Below are 17,646 nucleotides of genomic sequence, written 5' to 3'. Positions count from 1 at the left end.
ATGTGACAAACCTCATAGACCGCGCCCAGCAGGCCGATGCCGATCGAACTGGGCGCATTATCGAAGCCCACCAGAACAGGGCAAGGCCACACGGCGATGGTATCTGTTGCGATTGTGACGAAGCCATCCCAACCTCCCGCCTTGCAGCCGAGCCTGGTGCCGAGCGCTGTATCGAGTGCCAGACCCTGTATGAGCGCAAGGAGGCGACCCGTGTGGGATTTCATCGTTAAGAACTGGGGACCGCTCTATGCGTTGGCCAGCCTGGTGGGTCTGGTGGTCATCATCTTGCTCTCCAAGACCTACGCCAAGCGCGAAGACCTCACTGCTCTGGTGCAGAGAGTCCAGCGGGTGGAGCAGGTACTGGCTGATCTGCCGAGTGAGCGTGAGCTGCACAAGTTGCAGCTGGAGATCAGCGAGCTGCGGGGGGAGTTGCGGGAGGTGAAGCCGGAGCTGCGCCAAGCCCGTCGCCTTGCCGATCTGCTATTGGAAAATGAGCTCGCCGCTGTACAGAAGGAGAAGCCATGAGCATTCAACAAATATTGGACGCACAGCAGCGGCTGGTGATCCTGCGCTCCCTGCTGGATATCGGTGGTGCCGCCAACGAGTCAATCCTCAATGACTGCCTCGACCAGCTGGGTACCGGTCGGGTGACACGGGATCGGGTGAAGACCCTGCTGGCCTGGCTGGAAGAGCAGGGGCTGGTGCGCATCGAGCGACTGGCCACGGTGCAGGTGGCTCACTTGACCGGTCGGGGCCAGGACGCGGCAGAGGGCCGGGCAACGGTGCCCGGCGTCAAGAAGCCCAGGGCGGAGGATTAAGCATGGCCGAGAAACCGACCCGAGGCCGCGCCAGCAAGGTGTGGCTGCTGCCTGAGTCCATCCGCAACGCGCTCAACGAGATGCTGCGGGACAAGGGCAACAGTCAGGCCGCCATCCTGGATGAAATCAACGGCCTGATCGAGGAGGCGGGGCTGCCCGATGAGCTCAAGCTCTCCCGCTCCGGGTTAAGCCGTCATGCCAGCCAGGTTGAACAGGTCGGCCAGCACCTGCGGGATTTGCGAGAAACCACGGCCGTCTTGACCTCCCAGCTTGGCGACAAGCCGATGGGGGAGACCACCAAGCTCATTCTGGAGCTGGGCCGCTCTCAGCTGTTCAAGGCGATGCTGGCTCAGGTGCAGAACCCGGAGGAGGCGGTGGATATCGACATGCTGAAAAACGCCATGCTGGCGGCCCAGCGGCTCGAATCGACCGCGATGCAGAGTCATAAGCGGGAGAAAGAGATCCGCCAGGCATTTGCCGAAGAGATCGCCGCCAAGACTGAAGCCATCGTGACTCAGGCGGGCTTGAGCTGTGAAGCCGCCGCCGAGATACGCCGCGAAATCCTGGGGATTGCCTGATGACCGCCCTTGCTCAGACCCCTATCGCCCAACAGTTAGCCCAGACCCTGGGTACCGAATACAACCCCGACGAGGTGTTGCTGCCGTACCAGCGCATATGGATTGCCGATGAGAGCCCGCTCAAGATCGCCGAGAAGAGCCGCCGTACCGGTATCACCTGGGCAGAGGCTGCTGATGCAGCCCTGACGGCCGCCAAGACCAAGACGGCCGGGGGTTGCCACCACTTTTATGTGGGCAGCAACAAGGAGATGGCCCGCGAGTTTATCGATGCGGTGGCGATGTGGGCCAAGGCGTACAACAAGGCGGCCGGTGAGATCCAGGAGGAGGTGTTCACCGACGATGAGGATAAAGCGATCCTCACCTTCGTGGTCTATTTCGCCTCTGGCTTCAAGGTGCAGGCGCTCTCCAGCAACCCCTCCAACCTGCGGGGCATGCAGGGCAATGTGACCATCGACGAGGCCGCTTTCCACGACCGACTGGCCGAGGTGTTGAAGGCCGCCATGGCGCTGACCATGTGGGGCGCCAAGGTGCGGTTGATCAGTACCCATAACGGCGTCGATAACCTGTTTAACCAACTCATCAACGACAGCCGAGCGGGCCGTAAAGCGTATTCCATCCATACCATCAGCCTGGACGATGCTTGCCGCCAGGGGCTCTATCGCCGGATCTGCCAGGTCAAGGGCGGCCTTTGGACACAGGAAGCCGAGGACGCCTGGAAGGCGGGGCTGCTCAAGGCTACCGCCACTGAAGAGGATGCTCTGGAGGAGTATTTCTGCGTACCCAAGCAGAGCAGCGGCGTCTATATCAAGCGCACCCTGATCGAGCGGGCGATGCAACCGGATATCCCTATTCTGCGCTTTACCGCCCCCAAAGACTTCGAGCTCTCGAGCGAGGAGACCCGCAAAGCAGTGGTGGATATCTGGTGCGAGGAGAACCTCAAGCCCTGTCTGGAAGCGCTCGATCGCAATTGTCGCCATGTGCTGGGAGAGGACTTCGCCCGCAAGGGGGATTTGTCGGTGTTTGTGCCGCTCTCCCTTGCCACCAACTTGCGCAAACGAGTGCCCTTTGTGGTGGAGCTGGTCAATGCCCCCTATGAGAGCCAGCGCCAGATCCTGTTTTATTTGCTGATTGGGCTACACCGTTTCACGGCGGCGGCCTTCGATGCTACCGGTAACGGCGGCTATCTGGCAGAGGCGGCCCGTTTGCGCTGGGGAGCCGGGATGATCGAGTGCGTGATGCTCAATGACCCCTGGTATCGGGAGTGGATGCCCAAGCTCAAAGCAGAGTTTGAGGATGGCAACCTGACCATCCCGCGCCATGCAGACGTGCAGGATGACTTGGGGAAAATCCAGGTCATCAACGGCATCCCCAAGATCGACAAAGGCAAGAACACCGGCCAAGGGGGCCAACAGCGCCACGGTGACTTTGCGGTGGCCTTGGCCATGGCGGTGCGAGCCAGCTGGATGGAGGGGGGCGCTATCGAGTTCACTCCACTGCCTAACAAGCGCGATGAAGCAAGGGGCGATAACCATCATTCGTTCGAGAGAGGGGCCTGGTAATGGGCAGGATCATCGATATCAACGGCAATCCCCTGCGGCTTGAAAAGGAGCCGCAGACCGAGAACTCGGCGGCGCTTGCCCAGTTGCGCCGTCACTACAGTGAACACCCCACGGTGGGGCTCACGCCGAGCAGGGCGGCAGCCGCATTGAAGGAGGCAGAACAGGGCAACCTGATCGCCCAGTGCGAGCTGGCCGAAGACATGGAGGAGAAAGACGCCCACCTGCAGAGTGAACTCGGCAAACGTCGCCGCGCTCTGCTGGGGGTGAGCTGGACAATCGAGCCGCCTCGCAACGCCACCCCGGCGGAGAAGCGCGACAGCGAGATGATCCGCGAGCTGATAGAGGACTTTACCTGGTTTGATGATGCCATCTTTGACGCCACCGATGCGGTACTCAAGGGGTTTTGTGCCCAGGAGTTCTGTGGCTGGGAGCTGGTGGAGGGGTTGCAGCTTCCCAAGGGCATCATCTGGCGCGATCCCGCTTGGTTTCAGACCCACCCGGACGATCGCAACCAGTTGCGGCTGCGGGATAACAGCCACGAAGGGGTTGCCCTCAACCCCTTTGGTTGGTTGCTGCACAAGGCCAAGTCCAAATCGGGATATCTGGCCCGCACCGGCCTTGTCCGTACCCTGATCTGGCCGTTTCTGTTCAAGAACTACAGCGTGCGCGATCTGGCGGAGTTTCTGGAGATCTACGGCCTGCCGGTGCGCCTTGGCAAATACCCGGAAGGAGCGACCGAGAAAGAGAAGGCCACCCTGCTGCAGGCGGTGCTCTCCATCGGGCATAACGCCGGGGGCATTATCCCGCGCGGGATGGAGATTGAGTTCCAGAACGCCGCTAGCGGTCAGGCCGATCCCTTTGTGGTGATGATGGAGTGGTGCGAGCGCTCCATGAGCAAGGCCATTCTGGGGGGCACCTTGACCTCACAGGCCGATGGTAAGAGCTCGACCAATGCTCTGGGCAATGTCCATAACGAGGTGCGCCAAGAGGTACGGGATGCTGATCTCCGCCAGCTGGCCGCCACCCTGACCCGCGATCTGGTCTATCCGCTCTATGCCCTGAACGGCAAGAGCTATCAGGGCCCGCGCCGCAGCCCCCGGCTGGAGTTTGATGTGACCGAGCCGGAGGATATGCAGCAACTGGCAGGGCCGCTGCGCACTCTGGTCTCTATCGGCATGAAGATCCCGACCCAGTGGGTCTATGACAAGCTGCAGATCCCGGTGCCCACCGCTCAGGAAGAGGTATTGACCATTCAGGACAATCGAGGGGCAACAGGGGAGGCGGAGCTCAAGGCTCGGCTGCCCCGTCAGGGACTGGCGACCCTGGCCGCAAATAAAGCTGCGCAGAGAGATAACAACGATGCCCAGTTGGCCCGGTTGCAGGCCGAGGCCGCCCCTCTGCTGGCGGGAATGACCGATGCTGTCCAAGCGCTGGTGATGCAGGCCACTACTCTGGAAGAGATCCGGGATGGCTTATTGGCACTGGAGCCTGAACTCAGCCATGACGAACTGGGGGCGCTGATGGCACAAGCCATTGCCGCCAGCGAGCTGCTCGGCATGCTTGAGATGGAGGAGGGCCGCTGATGCCCGTTCGCTCCTCACCAGTCAGATATGGCTCCTTGCCCTTTACCGAGGCGATCGCCTTCTTTCGCCAGAAGCTCGATATGCCGAGCGAACGCTGGGCCGATGTGTGGCGCGATGCCCATAACCGCGCCTTTATGGTGGCGGGGGCCACCAAAACGGATCTGCTGGCTGATTTGCGCGGGGCGGTAGACAAGGCGATCAGTGAAGGGCAATCCATCGGGGCCTTTCAGAAGGCGTTCAAGGAGATTGTGGCCCGCCACGGTTGGGAGCATACCGGCCCGGCGTCGTGGCGCTCCCGCGTCATCTTCGAGACCAACCTGCGCCAAAGCTACAACGCCGGGCGTGAAGAGCAGATCCAGCGTATCAAGCACAAACGCCCCTATGCGCTCTATCGTCATGGGGACTCCGAGCACCCCAGGGAGTTGCACCTCAAGTGGAACAACCTGGTGCTGCCGGTTGATCACCCCTGGTGGGAGACGCACAGCCCGAGCAATGGCTATGGCTGCAAGTGCAAGAAGTTTCTGCTCTCAGAGGCCGATCTCAAGCGGCGCGGCTTGGTGGTGGGCAAGGCCCCGGACGATGGCGAATATGAGTGGGTGGACAAGGCCACCGGGGAGTTGCACAAAATCCCCAAAGGCATCGACCCCGGCTTTGATTATCGTCCCCAGACTCCGGCAGACCTGACCAAGGCGGTGGCCAAGCGCGAAGCAGCCAAGCCTGCGTTGGCCGAGCGACTGCCAGAGCGGATAGTGGGGAGCGCCTTCTCCAGCGTTAAAGGTGTCACTGCACAGGGTTTGAGTGATCTGCTGGCCAAGTTGCCAGCCCCCCAGCGCGAACCGTTGGCGGCGTACCTCAAGGCGCATCCGGTCAAAACCCTGTTTATCAAGCAGACCGAAATGGGGAAGGGGGCGGCCGGGCTCAAGGTTGCCCCGGCTATTGCTGATTACCTGGGCAAAGATCCCTATCTGGTGCGCTCCTTTTACTATTCGCGCCGGGCCAGCAGGGTCAACGGCTTTACCGCAACCAGCTGGGATCATCTGGTTATCAAGGTAAAGGGGGGCGATACTTTGAAGACGGTGGATATGCAGGCAGTGCAAGCGGCGGCTGCCGATGTGTTGGCTGATGCCCACGCTAATCGCGGCCCGCGCCAATTACTACCAAGAGGCGCCAGTGGTGAAGCCTTGCGCCGTCATTGGAGTGTGTCGGCCATTGTAGGCGATAAACTGGGGGAATCGGCCCAGCGGATCTCGACCTGGTTGCATGAGCTCGGCCACCAGGTTCACTTCTGGGCCGGGGAGCCCAATCTCAACGGTATCGGCCTGATTACCGAATATGCCGGAACCAATGGCAAAGAGATGGCGGCCGAGGCGTTTGCCGCCTGGGTGCTGGCGAGGGAATCCATGCTGGAGCACTTTCCCGAACTGGCCAAGAGAGTGGAAGCCATGTTGGCCAAAGCTACGGCTGCCACTACCAAGGGCGGCCGCTAGTAGCCCCGGAGATCAAAACATAAAGGAGCGAGACAATGACCTTGCTGGAACAAGCCAGCGCCCTGCTGGCACAGGATGGCCCCTTTACCCTGGCGCAAGCCAAGGCGCTGGATGCCCTGTGTGAGCAAGCCCGTGATGAGGAGGCTGACCTGATGGGGGATCTCTGGGAGGCCGCGATGGCTAATGCAGATGAGGAAGCGCTGCACTATATGACCACCTTTGAGGATGAGTTCTGATGGCCGGTAGCTTTATTGCCATCAGCCACCACGGGGTGGCCGACGCCCACAAGTTACTGGCAAAGCTTTATCAGAAAACCGGTGACCTGAGCGAACCGCTGGCAGATATTGGGGAAGGGCTGCTGCTGTCGCACCGGGATCGCTGGGATGCCCAAGAGAGCCCGGAAGGGGAGCCCTGGGCCCCGCTCTCGGAGAAGTACCGTGCCCGCAAGCCCCGACATGCCGATGAGGTGCTGCGTCTGAACGATGATCTGCGCGATACCCTCGACTATCAGGTCGATCCCCAGACCCTCTACTTCGGTACGCCCATGGTATACGGTGCCGCCCACCAGTTCGGGCGCCCAGAGATCAACCTGCCAGAGCGCCGCGCTCTGGGGCTGTCGGATTCAGACCATGAATTCGTTCTTGTGACGCTTGAGATGTATCTGCAAGGATAGGTCTATAGGGATGCCTTTAGCCTTGTCCTAGCGGTGTTCTGGGGTTGATTTAAACATGATTAAACACCATCTAATGACTTAGGTTGGATAGATGGTGTCGGCATTGGTTGTACTTTGCATGATGCTTCTATAACATCTGAGCATCTTGCGGAAGGGTAAAAATGAAGAAAATACAAACAGATGAAGCATACTGGCATGGTCGCCGAGCCCAGCAGAAGTGGGTAAAAGGCTTAGCTAGACAAGGAGTAGAAAGAAAGCACTTTAGTGTGAGGACTCCTAATTTATCTGTTTTTGGTCGTTTAATTATCCGTGCGCCTCGTTTTTTGAATGTTTTTAATGAAGAACATTGCGTTGAGTTTTTACTTTTTTTGGATGATTTGCATAAGAAATGTGTTGAGCAAAAGAAGAGAGTTCTTATTGACTTGCAGGACACCGTGTCGTGTAAGATATGTGCGGTTCTAGTTTTGTTTGCTCACATTCATTCCATTCAATTTGAAACTGGCTCACCATTTGTAATATCCATTACAAAATCTGGGTTAAGAGAAATTGATATTGTATTCAGAGAGACAGGTTTTTTTAACTTGTTGAGTGGGAATATAAATTATGGACCGCATCAGATATTGACCGCAGTGAGTGGTGAGTCATTAGATGATCTGGATGATTCAATTCGTACATGTGTTAAATATGTTAGTGAGTCAATCACTGAGGCCGGATTAGATGATGATATACATGATGCTATGTATGCAGCGGTTACCGAATCCATAATAAATGTTGGAAATCATGCTTATGAAGAGCCTGATGTGGCCCTTCAAAATTTTGTTGATAAAGTTGGTAAACGTTGGTGGTTTATCACTAGAAGAATTCAAGATCAGCTTTTTGTTGCCATATATGATATGGGCGAGACCATACCCAGAACTATCCCGAGAAGACCATTTTATGAAGAGATCACAAGTATGATAGCTGGTCTTATAAATGGAAATCGTGATTCTAATTTGATAAAGGGTTCGATGGAATATGGTCGTAGCCGCTTTAAGCAAGAGAAAAGAGGGAAGGGCTTAAGTGATATCAAAGCTTTTGTTGAGGCTAACCCTGATGGACAATTGATGTTATATAGTCGTTATGGTAGATATAATTACCATACGAAAAATGATGTTGAAGAATTAAATGATAGTAAACGTCCGTTACAAGGTACGTTAATACAATGGAATATCCAACTTTCAAATAACGGTGGTAGTTAAAATGGCTGTTATTACTAAAGAATTCATTAGAATCGCAGATGATTTCTCAGACATGCCCTATGGGCGTGACGAACTTGACGGCCCATTTAATGGTAAGGTCTTTAGGGAAAAGATACTAACTCCGTCACTAAAAGCTTATCCAATCGTTCATATCGACATGAATGGAACTATGGGATATGGCTCTTCCTTTTTGGATGAGGCATTCGGTGGCTTGGTTAGAGACGATGGCTTTAGTGCTGATGAACTTAAGTCTAGATTGAAACTGGAGCATTCTAGGGCAACAGTTTTAAATAGAGCTTGGAATTATATAGAAGAAGCGAGTAATTGATTGTGGAAGACCTATCTAAATGGCTTCCTCCTATGCTTGTTGTTATTGGATGGGCGTTGGTTTTCACTAATAATGACAGGTATGCAAAGCGTTCAGAAATCCGAGGGCTTTGTAATGATATAGATAAGCTCCTTACGGAGCTATCTCAAGGGGCGATTGAGTTTTGGCTAAAGGGGAAGGATAGAGATAAATCTGATATTCAAGCTTATATTTTTGGTGCTGATGCTGATTTGGAAAAACTAGAGTTTAAATTAAAACTTCTAGGCGAGAGAGGTACGCATTGCAATATATCTTTATCACGAGTTAATGAACTCTTGGTAGATTTGCTTGATGCGGTAACTTTAGACGCAGAGAAAATAGCGACCTTTGAAGACATAGACAGAAATAAAAAAGCATTCAATGCAATGAAAATAGCTGGTCTCTGTATCAAAGAGGTTGAGCTTGCATTTTCAAAGGTTGCAAATCAATCGTTTGCTCGCTTTGTTTATACACGTTTGCTTCAAAAAACAGCAATTTGTCCTTTAGTCTTTGTTAAATGTGTAGGAAAGTGTAGAGCTTTTTTTATACAAGTAATTAAATGGCTTCTTGTTATGCTCATAGGGGCAGGGGTGACTTTAGGTATAGTTCATTCAACAGATGAGCCACTTACTAAACTAAAGGACGTGCTTAATTTTAATAGCAGTGAGTCTGAGTAGTTCAAATCAGATATATTGATGCATTGTAAGGCACCATAAACCCCATCCCCCTTCATGCCGCCGCACTATGGCGGCATGAACATATCCAAGACCCCATACTCCGTGCCCTTCGTGGCCATCCTCCAAGCTAACCCCGTCAGCGGGGAACGGCTGGCGGTGCTCGATGCGCAGCTCACCCCCCAAGGCGATGGCTGGTACCAGCTGCTGCCGGTCGGCCCGTTCAAGGCCCGTGATGGTCGTCCGTTCGATGTGGCGAGTGGTCACTGGCAACTGGACGGACAGATCGCTGCTGCCCTGATTGCCCGAGCCAAAGCCCTTGGGCAAGACATCCTGATCGATTACGACCACCAGACCCTCAAGACTGACCAGAATGGCCAGCCAGCCCCTGCGGCAGGTTGGTACAACAGTGACGAGATTGCATGGCGCGAAGGGCAGGGGCTCTTTATCAAGCCGCGCTGGACGGAGCGGGCTGCGGCCCTGGTGGCTGCCAAAGAGTACCGATTCCTTTCTGCCGTCTTTCCCTATGACGCCCAGGGCCGCCCACTGGAACTGCGGATGACTGCCATTACCAATGATCCCGGTGTGGTGGGCATGCAGGCGCTTGCCGCTTTGAGTGCGTTACCCGCTTCAAGCCTTATGTCTACCCAACCCGGCCAGCTGGCCATCTCATCCCATGTTGCACAACAGGAGAAATCCATGAACGAACACCTGATCGCGCTGCTCGGCAAACTCGGCATCCAGCCGGGTGCCGATGGCCAGTTTACTGCCGAGCAGGGGACTGCTGCTCTGGCTGCTCTGGATACCCTGCAGGCCATTGCCAAAAAGGCGCCGGAGCTGGAGGCAGCTCTCACTGCTGAGCGCACCTCGCTGGCTGCGCTCAAGGCGACCGTCTCCACAGGGCAGGGTGGCCAGATTGACCTGGCCAAGTATGTACCGGTGGAGACCTATAACGCCCTGGTGACGGAAGTGGCCACCTTGAGCGCCAAGGTTGAGACCACGGATGCCGCGACCTTGATCAAGGACGCCCGTACCCGGGGCAAGGTGGTGGCCGCCGAAGAGGAGTATTTGACCGCCTATGCCGCCCAGAAGGGGGTGGCTGCTCTCAAGGCTTTGCTGGAGCCCCGTCCGGCGATTGCGGCACTGGCCGCCAGTCAGACCACCCAGGTGACCCTACCCGAGAAGAAGGGAGAGGCAGTGCTCTCGGCGGATGACAAGTATGCCGCCGATCAGCTCGGCATTTCCTATGAAGAGTTTGCCAAGGCAAAAGGCCGGTAGGTTCGCTTAGCCGCGCAGCGGCGTAATCGGACGAACGTGACCGCCAGACCAACCTGTTTAACCAGAGAAGGAACACCCGTATGGCCATTGTTACTCCCGCGCTGTTGCAGGCCCTCTTCACCGGCTTCAAGAAGAACTTTGAAGACGCCAAGGGTGAAGCGCCTGCCCAGTACACCAAGATCGCCACCGTGATCAAATCGACCACCAAGTCCAACACCTATGGTTGGTTGGGCAAGTTCCCCAGTCTGCGCAAGTGGGTCGGTGATCGGGTGATCGAATCGATGAAGGCGCACGGTTACCAGATCGTCAACGAAGACTTCGAGGCCACCGTGGCGGTCGATCGCAACGATATCGAAGATGACGAGTTGGGTATCTATGCCCCCCTGTTTCAAGAGATGGGTCTGGCGGCAGGGATCCACCCCGACGAGCTCTGCTTTGGTCTGCTCGGCGCTGGCTTCACCACGCCTTGCTATGACGGTCAGTATTTCTTCGACACCGATCACCCTGTCTATCCCAAGGCCGATGGCACCGGTACCCCTGTTTTGAGCGCCAACGTGGTGGTGGATGCCGGTTATCAGGGGGAGCCCTGGTTCCTGCTCGATACCAGCCGAGCCCTCAAGCCTGTCATCTTCCAGGATCGCAAGTCGCCGCAGCTGATTGCCATGACCAAGGTCGATGACGAGGCGGTATTCACCCGCAAGGAGTTCCGTTACGGGGTCGATTGCCGTGATGCCGCAGGCTTTGGCTTCTGGCAGCTGGCCTTTGCCAACAAGCGGGCGCTGACCCCCGACAACCTGTGGGATGCCTTCTCCAAGATGCGGGAGTTTCAGGCTGATGGCGGCCGCAAGCTTGGGGTGAAGGCCACCATGTTGGTGGTACCGCCCTCTCTTGAGAAGTTGGCGACCCAGATGCTGGAGCGAGAGCTGGATAGCAGCAGTAGCAACGAGCTGAAAGGCAAGTTGGAGCTGGTGGTGGCTGACTACCTCTAACCCTGCGTTATGCCTGTTTAAAGCGGGGTTAAACAGCTGCCAGGCACTGTTTAACCCCCGGTTTAAACAGCCTCTCTATCAGATACGACGAGGAAAACATGAGATGGAACAAGAGATGGAACTGGCTATTCGAGTGGGGATTACGTCAACAGTTCGTCAGGTCTACTTTCGCGCGGGCCTGCCGATTGTACCGGGCAAGTCTGAGATGGTTGTGTCGCCTGAGCAGTGCGCGACCCTGGAGAACGACCCGCGTCTGGTGGTCGTCCGGTTGGCTGAAAACGCCAGCCTTCAGGCAGGTGATGCACCATCGGCGCCTGGGGATCTGGACGCAACACTGGGCGTCCTGACCGGTTCGGGCTATCTGGCAGGGGTTGCCACCTTGGCTGGCAAGGTTACGCCGCTGGCCGAGATGAAGGTCGATGAGCTGCGCGAGCTGGCGCTGCAGATGGGTATCTCGGAGGCGGCCAAGCTCAAGAAGGCCGAACTGGTGACAGCGATCGCCGCGACCGAAGTGCAATACCCGGTCAAGGATGAGCAGTCATCTGGTCAGAGCGGAGAGCAGTGATATGTATGCCAGCGTCAATGACATGGTGATCCGCTTTGGTGAGGCCGAGTTGCTGCGCCTGGCCATGACGCCGACCGGCGAGCTGGATCAGGCGGCCATCACCATCGCCCTGCAGGATGCAGGCGCCTTGATCGATGGCTATCTGGCGGGTCGCTATCCCTTGCCGCTGGCCCATATCCCGAGTGCCCTGGTACCTATCTGCGCAGATATCGCCCGTCACCGTCTCTATGGTGAACAGGCCCCGGAGCAGATAGCCAAGCGCAACGAGGCTGCCCTGGCCTTTCTGAAATCGGTTGGTAAGGGGGAGCTGGCGCTGGGGTTGGCATCCGATGGCGCCACCCTGGAGAGCCAGAACCTGGCTCAACTGCAGTCGGATGGGCGCGTCTTTGGCCGGAGTCAGGGGCGCGACAAGGGGGGCTTTCTATGAGCCAACCCGCCAACCAGTCTGGTACCGAACTCGACTACCTGCAGGCTGGCGAGCGGCTGCGTGAGCTGCTGGCCCCCCTCAAACCTGCGGGGCTCAAGGAGGTGTTTGTGGCCACCGATGTGGCGGCCATCGCCAATCTGGGCCAGCACAGTCCGGCGGTACATGTGGTCTATCAGGGCGAACGTGAGAGCGAAGGCACCCAGTCAGGCCGGGCCAGCAGCTTTGATCAGCTCTGGTTGCTGGTGCTGGTGCATCGTGCCAGCCCTAGGGAGGTCAGTGCCGGAGTGTGGCTTGGCCGCATCCTGCAGGCCGTCAGTGGGCGAGCATGTGGTGACAGTACCTTTCGCCGGGTCACCCCACCGGCCAAACCCAGTTACAGCGGCGGTGCGGCTTATTTGCCGCTTGCCTTTACTACCCGAGTGAAATTCAAAGGAGAGCGATGATGAGCGAAACACTGCACCTGGAAGGGGATCTCTTTATCGAGACCTTTACCAACGGGGTCTCGGCCGGGGTGATTGGCCCCATCGATGTGGATAGCCTGGAAGTGAAACCCGACAGCCAGAAGATCTCGATTCCCAGCAAGCGCAAGGGGCAATACGGTCAGGCGCGGGAGAACTACCACATTCCCAAGCCTGCCATGGTCACCATCAAGACCACCGAGATCCCGCCCGTGTTGCTGGCCGCCGCCTTTATGGGTCTGGAGAGCCCCATCAATCAGGGGGCCGGTACGCTGACTGATCTGCCGGTGACCCTGCCCGCATATCCTAAGTGGGCCCAGCTGGGCAAGAGCAATATTGCCGCAACGGGTTTGGCCATCAAGGAAGGGGCCACGGCGCTGGTGGTGGGTACCGATATCGAGGTTAACTATGCGCTCGGGCTGGTACGGGCGATCAAGGGGGGCTCGGTAGCGGATGGCGGCAGCCTGACGGTCAGCGGTACCTATAACGCAGTGACCGGTACCCGCATCGCAGGCAACATCCAGCCGGAGATCAAGGCGCGGCTGCTGCTCGATGGCCGCAGTATCGTCAGCGGCGAGGCCATCAAACTGACGGTGCCCCGTGCCAGCTTGTCCCCCAAGAAGGCGGTGGACTTTATGAGCGACAAGCCCATCGAGATCGAGCTGGAGGGGGAGCTGCTGGCCGTGGATGGTGAGACCGCCCCTTTCTATGTGGATCGGCCGGTGACTGTATGATGGGTAATATAAAACGGCGGGGAGACCCGCCCTTAATTTTAACCTACAGATGGGAGGTAAAAATCGCGTTTTCCTAGTGCACCATTATTTTCATTAGAAAGATATTCTTTTATTGTTTCAATGTCAGCAATTATGAAGTTTTTTGACGTGTAATATTTTTCATTGTCGTCCTCGTGATATGAAAGTGGCATATGCTCAAGCATGTGGTATTTTACCAAGAATGCTCTAAATTGCCCATCATCAACCATATCTCCTGAACAATTAATAAAAAGAGCTATAAGCTCATCGCTAGAGAGTTGTGCTCTTAATATACTCATGTATTTTTTCTTATCATCATCATCAATAGAATTGTTGTTAACAATAAACTTCATTATTTGATATAAGCTTCTAAAGTAACTTCCAAAGTGGTGGTTATGATGGTTTTGCACAACTTTATAAAGGGAGAATGTCTTTTCCTTTTGAGTTCCACATTCAATTACTGACAATAGTCTCGAGAATGCCTCTGCTCCTTGGCATGCTTTCTCCCCTATAAGGGATGGCGTATTATCTGAGTTGGGGTGGTCTAGGAAATCCAAGGTGTAGTTGAATCCAGTAGCATTGAAATTTATTTTTTCAACAATCTTGTGATGTAGTGATAACATGTTGAAAAATGTATTTTCTATAGCTTGTGTACCAAGAGCATTAGCTGATTTGGTATATTCTTCTCTTGCAGCTTTTAACTCTATTTTTTGGAGCACTATTGTAATAATTACACCAAAAAAGGTCATAAAGGTAAAGATTGGATTCAAAACCCCACCAAGGAAATCACCAAACGCACCTAATTCGGCATCATGCCAAATGAAATTTATAATGAAACATGCCACCATAAATAAAAAACCAATTAAAAGCATGCCGTGAAGTATTCCAAGCAAACGGTCTTTGTTATCGTCATCGTTTTCCTTGACGCTGTCATTAAAAATCTCTTTGAGTACACTAAATAATGTGTATTTTTTAAGGGTTATGAAAAATTTCTCTTTAAAATTCCTTTTGGGGTTGTGTGTATATAATTCCTTGCAAAAAATATATAAGTACACAATGAAAACACCTAAAAAAACTTTTAGAAATGAATTGATAAAGTCACTAGGTGCGAAGGAGAATAAAGTTATGTCTGATAAGGCCATACCAACTAAAGCTCCGATGCTTAATAAGCCCAGGACTGTTATTATTATTGGGTGATCTTTCATTATATTTTCTCTGTGATATAAAGTTTAAGACTTGAGATTTTTATCGAATCTTACAATGAATTTTAGGAAGATTAGCAATCTGGTATTAGCTGACTACTTAAAACCATAATATTTTAACAATGCTTCCTTGATTACGTCTGTCGCAACTGATAGTCCAATTTTCCAAGTGCCTGATGCTGCTTTCTTAAGGTTGTCAACTAGCCAGCTTTTAACCTCTGCCCCCATGGGCTCAATATTGCTGTCAGGTTGTTCTAATGCCGCTAATCGAGCAAGCTCTAGCGCATCCTCTTCTGCCATACCTGAATGAGTTAGATAGTCTGCCAAGCTCTTTTCATTGTGTGGCACTACAGTTACTTGGATTGTCGCGCCGTTTCCAGTAGCTGCGATTGAGGTATAGTTACCGTAAATGATTTGTTGGGTAATTTGAGTCGCTGCGGCTGCATTGGGCGCAGATGGTAAAGCTGCTGGGCCCAAGATGACGCTTGTAGCGTCTGGGACAGATTTTTCGAGTTCAAGTGTCAGTTCTAGAACACGGCTGCGGACTGCATGGCGAATTGATGCTAAAGATGAGCAAGAAATATTTCCTGTCACCGAAAAACATCTATAAGTCGGATATATTTTTCCTTGAAAACGGAGTATGAGGTCTGCTGCATCGATACCAAGTTCGCCATCATATTGGTTGGTGAGTAAATTATCAATGGCTGCAATGCTCTCGCGTATTTGAAAGCGGACCCAGTGTTCCCCTGCAAAGTGTTCTACTAAGTGAGGAGGAATGGGGGCATTCTCAATTTTTGAGCCATAAGCTCCAGTAAAACTTGCCCTGTAGCTCACAGGAACATGTCGATATTCTGGAATATCTGTATCAAGCGGGTAGCCTTCCGACTCATGCCGTACCCATTCTGCTAGTGGTTGACTACCTATACGAGCAGCTAAGAGCCGTAGCTTGAGAAGTATTGGGCCGAGATCTACATTTTCCTGAAGAATTGCAGATTGGATCTCATGAAGAAGGCTCATGAATGTTCCTCTTTTGATGCAAAGTTGGGCAATAAACTGATTCTACAAAAATAATCACAAGTTTTGGTGGCTGCAGCGAGATGTCTCAGTAACCGCCCATAAACCCTCCTATTCTGCCATTTCTCCACAATAGGGCATATCTGAATCTGATCGGAATGCCCCATGTCCACCTCTACCACCCTCAAACTTGCCCTGGAGCTGGCGGCCAAGGTCACCGGTCGGGAAGACTTGGCCGCCTTGGTGGGTGAGGTGCAGGAGCTGGGCCCGATCTCGGATGAGACGGCCGCCGAAACGGCGCAGTTAGCCGAGAGCCTCGAATCGTTAAGCAGCCAGCAGGCGCTGATCCAGCAGTTCAATGACTCCAAAGCCGCCCTGACCCAGCTCGAACTGGCGACCGTGCTCAGCCGTGACAAGCTGGAGCAGTTGCGTCGCGAGCAGCAAGCAGGCAGCGGTGACGCCAAGGCGCTGGCAGAACAAGAGCGGTTGCTGACTTCCGAGGTCAAGCAGCTGGAGCGCCAGCTGGTCGCTCAGTCAGCCAGTCATACCCGCCTGCATGCCGGGCTCAAGCAGTCCGGGCTCGATACCAAGAACCTTGCCCAGGAACAGCAGCGCCTGCAGCGTGAGCTGACCAAAAGTGTCGCCCAGACCGAACGGCTGGGGCGCGAGTTTAGCCAAGGCAGTCAGCAGGCCGGTGGCTTGCAGGGGGCCATCGGCAGTCTGACCGGGCGCCTGGTGGCGCTGGCGGGTACCTGGTTCGGTATCCAGACCCTGACTACCCAATTGCTCGCCATGTTCCAGACCGGCGATCAGGCAGAGCGCCTCGATGTGCAGCTCAAGGCGGTGATGGGTTCGATTGCCGGTGGCAAAGAGGCGTCAGTCTGGATCCAGGACTTTGCAAAGAACACCCCCCTGCAGCTCAGTGAAGTCACCCAGGTATTCGTGCGCCTTAAGGCGTTCGGCATTGACCCCATGGCGGGTGCCATGCAGGGCATTGTCGATCAAGCGTTCAAGTTGGGCGGGGGTTTTGAAGAGGTGCAGGGCATCTCCCTGGCACTCGGCCAAGCCTGGGCCAAGCAGAAGCTGCAGGGAGAGGAGATCTTGCAGCTGATTGAGCGGGGCGTGCCGGTCTGGCAGATGCTAGAGCTGGTGACCGGCAAGAATACTGCCGAACTGCAGAAGCTCTCTGAGGCGGGCAAGTTGGGCCGCGAGACCATCTCTGCCCTTATGAACGAGATTGCTGCCCAATCGCGCGGTGCCGCTGCCGACAACATGAGCCTGCTCTCCAGGCTTATCTCCAATGCCCAGGACAACCTCGCCAAGTTTTACCGGATGGTGGCAGAGAACGGGGCGCTGGCCTGGCTCAAAAACCAGCTGGCCAACCTTAATGCCGAATTTGAGGCGATGGCCAGGGATGGCCGCCTGCAGGAGTGGGCCAAGCGCCTATCCGATGGCTTTATCACCATGGGGGAAACCCTCAAGTCGCTGATCCAAACCCTTTATGAGTGGCGCACCGCGCTGACCGTGCTGGCCCAAGCTTGGGTCGGCCTGAAAATCGCGGGTTGGATTGGTGATCTGCGCAGCCTCTACGCCCAGTTTATTGCCATGCCTATGGCGTCAGCGACAGCAGCAGGCGGCATGACGACTGCGGGCACGGCTGCAGCCGGTGCGGCGATAGGGGTCAGGGTGCTGGGCGCCGCCGTCAAGGGACTGCTGGCCGCCATGGCGGTCGAGTCCATCATCCAGATCACCCAGTTTGCCTCTGCCCTGCGCCAGCTAGTGCAGGCTGAGCTGGCACTTCGGGAGGCGCAAGGGCTGCGCTCCGAGACTCAGGCCCGCCTCAATGGTCAGTTTGCCGCCCTGTCAGGCGAGCTGGGTTTTGCCATCACCAGCATGGCGGATCTCGATCGCCTGGTCGCCGAGGGCAAGGTGCATTACGACGAGGCCACTGGAAGCTGGCGACAAGGCGCCGCAGCCGTTAAAGCGCTGGGTGATGAGGCCAAGA

At 55.1% G+C, this 17,646-nt stretch carries 21 protein-coding genes; 19 read left to right on the top strand and 2 right to left on the bottom strand.

The annotated features are described in order from the left end of the window. Window positions 1-2: 2 nt before the first annotated feature. The 18 genes from ACW5W8_RS06275 to ACW5W8_RS06190 all read left to right on the top strand — a co-directional run bounded on the left by ACW5W8_RS06275 (window position 3) and on the right by ACW5W8_RS06190 (window position 13,407). Window positions 3-230 carry a TraR/DksA C4-type zinc finger protein gene (locus tag ACW5W8_RS06275; protein ID WP_139461461.1) on the top strand — a complete coding sequence of 76 codons (228 nt, stop codon included), beginning with the start codon at window positions 3-5 and terminating at the stop codon, window positions 228-230. Beyond that, window positions 211-525, top strand: a complete 315-nt coding sequence (locus tag ACW5W8_RS06270; RefSeq protein WP_005345918.1) for a DUF2730 family protein — start codon at window positions 211-213, stop codon at window positions 523-525. The genes ACW5W8_RS06275 and ACW5W8_RS06270 overlap by 20 nt, the downstream gene beginning before the upstream one ends. Then, window positions 522-818, top strand: coding sequence for a VpaChn25_0724 family phage protein (locus ACW5W8_RS06265; RefSeq protein WP_005345917.1), 297 nt, complete (start codon window positions 522-524; stop codon window positions 816-818). The genes ACW5W8_RS06270 and ACW5W8_RS06265 overlap by 4 nt, the downstream gene beginning before the upstream one ends. A 2-nt stretch (window positions 819-820) precedes the next feature. Beyond that, window positions 821-1,396, top strand: a complete 576-nt coding sequence (locus ACW5W8_RS06260; protein ID WP_498626947.1) for a DUF3486 family protein — start codon at window positions 821-823, stop codon at window positions 1,394-1,396. Then, window positions 1,396-2,955: a terminase large subunit domain-containing protein gene (locus ACW5W8_RS06255; RefSeq protein ID WP_139461463.1), complete on the top strand. Its 1,560-nt coding sequence runs from the start codon at window positions 1,396-1,398 to the stop codon at window positions 2,953-2,955. Before ACW5W8_RS06260 ends, ACW5W8_RS06255 begins: the two co-directional genes overlap by 1 nt. Next, complete coding sequence (locus ACW5W8_RS06250; RefSeq protein WP_498626945.1) at window positions 2,955-4,538, top strand: DUF935 domain-containing protein; 1,584 nt, start codon at window positions 2,955-2,957, stop codon at window positions 4,536-4,538. The genes ACW5W8_RS06255 and ACW5W8_RS06250 overlap by 1 nt, the downstream gene beginning before the upstream one ends. Continuing rightward, on the top strand, window positions 4,538-6,025 hold the full coding sequence (locus tag ACW5W8_RS06245; protein WP_498626944.1) for a phage minor head protein: 1,488 nt from the start codon (window positions 4,538-4,540) through the stop codon (window positions 6,023-6,025). The genes ACW5W8_RS06250 and ACW5W8_RS06245 overlap by 1 nt, the downstream gene beginning before the upstream one ends. A 35-nt stretch (window positions 6,026-6,060) precedes the next feature. Then, entirely contained in the window at window positions 6,061-6,261 is a 201-nt protein-coding gene (locus tag ACW5W8_RS06240) for a hypothetical protein (RefSeq protein ID WP_013723702.1), read from the top strand. Then, window positions 6,261-6,698, top strand: a complete 438-nt coding sequence (locus ACW5W8_RS06235) for a phage virion morphogenesis protein (RefSeq protein ID WP_498626943.1) — start codon at window positions 6,261-6,263, stop codon at window positions 6,696-6,698. Before ACW5W8_RS06240 ends, ACW5W8_RS06235 begins: the two co-directional genes overlap by 1 nt. A 161-nt stretch (window positions 6,699-6,859) precedes the next feature. Further along, window positions 6,860-7,936 (top strand): hypothetical protein, encoded by a 1,077-nt coding sequence (locus ACW5W8_RS06230; RefSeq protein WP_139461467.1) that lies wholly within the window; start codon window positions 6,860-6,862, stop codon window positions 7,934-7,936. A 1-nt stretch (window position 7,937) separates the two neighbouring features. Next, on the top strand, window positions 7,938-8,264 hold the full coding sequence (locus ACW5W8_RS06225) for an STAS-like domain-containing protein (protein WP_218972602.1): 327 nt from the start codon (window positions 7,938-7,940) through the stop codon (window positions 8,262-8,264). Next, a complete protein-coding gene (locus tag ACW5W8_RS06220) occupies window positions 8,261-8,959 on the top strand; it encodes a hypothetical protein (RefSeq protein ID WP_139461468.1) in 699 nt (232 codons plus the stop codon). The genes ACW5W8_RS06225 and ACW5W8_RS06220 overlap by 4 nt, the downstream gene beginning before the upstream one ends. Before the next feature lie 54 nt (window positions 8,960-9,013). Continuing rightward, window positions 9,014-10,234 (top strand): phage protease, encoded by a 1,221-nt coding sequence (locus ACW5W8_RS06215; protein WP_498626942.1) that lies wholly within the window; start codon window positions 9,014-9,016, stop codon window positions 10,232-10,234. Window positions 10,235-10,314: 80 nt separating this feature from the next. Then, window positions 10,315-11,223 carry a Mu-like prophage major head subunit gpT family protein gene (locus ACW5W8_RS06210; RefSeq protein WP_498626941.1) on the top strand — a complete coding sequence of 303 codons (909 nt, stop codon included), beginning with the start codon at window positions 10,315-10,317 and terminating at the stop codon, window positions 11,221-11,223. Between the two features lie 103 nt (window positions 11,224-11,326). Then, the gene (locus ACW5W8_RS06205; protein WP_498626940.1) at window positions 11,327-11,788 is read left to right on the top strand and encodes a Rho termination factor N-terminal domain-containing protein; all 462 of its coding nucleotides are present in this window, start codon (window positions 11,327-11,329) and stop codon (window positions 11,786-11,788) included. After that, the gene (locus tag ACW5W8_RS06200; protein ID WP_498626939.1) at window positions 11,754-12,215 is read left to right on the top strand and encodes a gp436 family protein; all 462 of its coding nucleotides are present in this window, start codon (window positions 11,754-11,756) and stop codon (window positions 12,213-12,215) included. Before ACW5W8_RS06205 ends, ACW5W8_RS06200 begins: the two co-directional genes overlap by 35 nt. After that, a complete protein-coding gene (locus ACW5W8_RS06195; protein WP_376890483.1) occupies window positions 12,212-12,658 on the top strand; it encodes a phage tail terminator protein in 447 nt (148 codons plus the stop codon). The genes ACW5W8_RS06200 and ACW5W8_RS06195 overlap by 4 nt, the downstream gene beginning before the upstream one ends. Then, window positions 12,658-13,407, top strand: coding sequence for a phage tail tube protein (locus ACW5W8_RS06190; RefSeq protein WP_333563163.1), 750 nt, complete (start codon window positions 12,658-12,660; stop codon window positions 13,405-13,407). Before ACW5W8_RS06195 ends, ACW5W8_RS06190 begins: the two co-directional genes overlap by 1 nt. 38 nt (window positions 13,408-13,445) lie before the next feature. Here the strand turns inward: ACW5W8_RS06190 and ACW5W8_RS06185 are convergent, their stop codons facing one another. Both ACW5W8_RS06185 and ACW5W8_RS06180 read right to left on the bottom strand, forming a co-directional pair. Then, window positions 13,446-14,630, bottom strand: coding sequence for a putative phage abortive infection protein (locus ACW5W8_RS06185; protein ID WP_376890482.1), 1,185 nt, complete (start codon window positions 14,628-14,630; stop codon window positions 13,446-13,448). Between the two features lie 93 nt (window positions 14,631-14,723). Then, a complete protein-coding gene (locus ACW5W8_RS06180) occupies window positions 14,724-15,644 on the bottom strand; it encodes an AbiTii domain-containing protein (protein WP_257124855.1) in 921 nt (306 codons plus the stop codon). A 162-nt stretch (window positions 15,645-15,806) separates the two neighbouring features. On the opposite strand from ACW5W8_RS06180, the gene ACW5W8_RS06175 reads away from it, so the two are divergent. Then, window positions 15,807-17,646: tape measure protein (locus tag ACW5W8_RS06175; RefSeq protein ID WP_498626937.1), on the top strand; the 1,840-nt coding region annotated here is incomplete at its 3' end.

Source organism: Aeromonas aquatilis (assembly GCF_054052405.1).
This window is presented reverse-complemented; position numbering and strand designations above follow the sequence as displayed.